The following is a 2,489-nucleotide window of genomic DNA, read 5'->3' as shown; positions in this document are numbered from 1 at the left end:
CAGTTAATGGATGTAAGTGTTAGCAACTTAAAACGAATGGCGTTATGTTATAACTTCTAAATAATGGGTGGCTTTGTAATTGTGGGTTATTTGTTAGTTCCCCAGATGAAAATAGAGGTAGTGCAATAGCCCTTAGGGAGCTGTATATCAGAATGTTTAGCCCTATTAAGTTTTTTGGCCGACAGCAAAAATATGGCGCTCAGTTTCACTTAGTTATGGTGGCATATAAACATTTAATAAGTCAGGTAGATTCATCTCAACCTAAAGTGAAAGCGATAGAAGCTTCGAGAAAGATCGCATTTAACAGTGTTACAAGTTATTCCCGCGAGGTGGATATCGTGCTTACCAATGAGGGAGAAGAGTGGCTTGAATTGAAGTCTCTGCAAATGCCACTCAATAAAAGTCTCCTAAAGGAATGGACTGGTTACCCTAGCAAGCCAAAGCGAGGGCAGCATATCCATAAAGAGTTCTTTTCTGATTTCTTAGAGCTTGAATCTGAAGATGAACCTAGTTTGCAAAAATTATCTTGGCGTTTTCAGCAGTTCGTCTCCCAAGATAAAAAGTATAAAGGTCCTAAAACGACTGATTTGAAGAAAATAAAATTGGACGAGCGACTTTGTAAGGTACCTGCAGCAGCCAAAAGTGATGTGAAAAAGAAAACAGATAACGAGCATGTTGCGCATACTAAAACGTGTGAGTCGTTATTTTACAGTATGGTTGGCGTTCAAAATACTAAGGCGATAATGAAAGACTTTTTAGATAATAACTTGCTGGAAGGTATGGAAGACTTAATTAATGCAGTGGAGTAATAAAAAATGTATTGGAAAGTTGAAGATAAAAAATGGATGAAGGCTCGTAAGGTATTATGGACTGAGTTAAAAAAACGCCTGTTAGAGCACCAATACTCTAAAAAAGAAGTTAAATATATGGAGCCCTATTTTCTAAAGGGAATACGTAAACAAGAAGATATTGCATGGGCAGAACCTGTACCGCTTATCTACTGTTTAGCGTGGCACCCATCAGATGATATTAACGTTTGGTTTGCAGAGTTTCAGCGCATCAAATCTGAAGCCCGCTGTGAAGAATCAATGCTGGGCAGTATCAGTACTAGCTATTTATTAATTAAAAATAGAAGTCGATTGTTGACGCCATTAAATGCGACTGAAAATGTAAAGTCACTTTTTTTACAGCGTGAGCAACTACTTTATCAGTTTTTATTCTTAAATCAGCAATTTCTCGATGACGCTTATGTTAATCAGACAGAACCAGCTCGGCTTGAAGCGCTTCGGCCGTTAAATAGTGGTGCATTATTCTCTATCGATAAGTTGGCGGCAATTATAAAAAAGGATAAAGATGGTGAATCATTCCAGCCATATTTTAATGCTTTCTCTATTCAACATCTTTGTAACTTAAGTCAATATCTCTCTACAGAAATGTATAGAAGACAAATGCGATGGGATGATTCTGAAGAAATACTGGGTCGGATGCTGGCGACTAGCCTGCAGTTTTACCAGCAACGGCAGCAATATTCTGCGGCGTTTCAAACAATCGCAGAGCTTTGGTTTAAGCAACTTGATTCCGAAGAGATTGCCCCAGAATGGAAAACCATTTGGGCGAATGTCAGGGCGGGTAAGTATCTGACAGACGATGAATACTTTTCAAAAGATAAAACTGAAGAAGTGGATATTGAAAACAATAAGACTAATGTCGAGGATGAACTTAATCAGCTACTACTTGATGGTACAAATAGAACTGAAATCATAGCGTGTTTAGCTGACCATTTTGAAGCTGAAACGATTGAGTTATTTGACATTAATGATTTAGATAATATTCGCTCACCTTATATAGGTTTTATTGACCCCTTAGAGCAGTTAGTTAAGTTACGTGGTGAGCATGATAGTGTTAGCTACCAAGATGAAGTCAAAGATGGCGTATTAACGATTAGTTTAAATGAGAAAGTGGTAGGAGATATTAATTTGGATGAGGTTTTTAGTAATGAAACTGCAGATTACTTTCAGCATGTTATAGGTTTGGCTATGGAGTGGTTTCCGAAGCAAGCATTATTATCGGTTGAAGAGGGGGCAACTTCCTTGTTTATCTTACCAAGTAATATATTTAAGCTGCTAAAAGAAAATGGAATTGAGTCAGACTTATTAAAAGAAGAGTAAAAAATAACTAAGACATAAAAAGAATAAATCTGGCCAGCCATTGTTAATGTTTATGCTTCAGCAGCGTCGCCGGCATTACAGCCAAGCATAAATAACATGGCCACCCATGATTAATGGCTATATATCAAATAAATAACATTAATAACATGGCCACCCACTCTAAGTGGCTAAATATTGTACTCCTTACTAGGCTTGAGTTATTGCTCATTACTTGGTGACTAAAGATGGCCAGACCTAGAAAAAAACTCGTGAGTTTAGAAGATACGCCTTACTACCACTGTTGTTCGCGTGTGGTACGTAAGGCATTTTTGTGTGGGTTTG

At 37.6% G+C, this 2,489-nt stretch carries 2 protein-coding genes; both read left to right on the top strand.

From position 1 onward, the window contains the following. The first annotated feature begins 152 nt into the window (after positions 1-152). The gene (locus tag Q4591_RS19960; protein WP_303462594.1) at positions 153-809 is read left to right on the top strand and encodes a hypothetical protein; all 657 of its coding nucleotides are present in this window, start codon (positions 153-155) and stop codon (positions 807-809) included. A 6-nt stretch (positions 810-815) separates the two neighbouring features. Continuing rightward, positions 816-2,168 (top strand): hypothetical protein, encoded by a 1,353-nt coding sequence (locus Q4591_RS19955; RefSeq protein ID WP_303462592.1) that lies wholly within the window; start codon positions 816-818, stop codon positions 2,166-2,168. Positions 2,169-2,489 lie beyond the last annotated feature (321 nt).

Origin of the sequence: Shewanella sp. 3_MG-2023 (assembly GCF_030548765.1) — a bacterium.
GTDB lineage: Bacteria > Pseudomonadota > Gammaproteobacteria > Enterobacterales > Shewanellaceae > Shewanella.
This window is presented reverse-complemented; position numbering and strand designations above follow the sequence as displayed.

Excerpts from the sequence above, each read along its gene's own strand:
- Q4591_RS19960 (WP_303462594.1), top strand. The coding sequence starts at position 153 with ATGTTTAGCCCTATTAAGTTTTTTGGCCGACAGCAAAAATATGGCGCT.
- Q4591_RS19955 (WP_303462592.1), top strand. The coding sequence starts at position 816 with ATGTATTGGAAAGTTGAAGATAAAAAATGGATGAAGGCTCGTAAGGTA.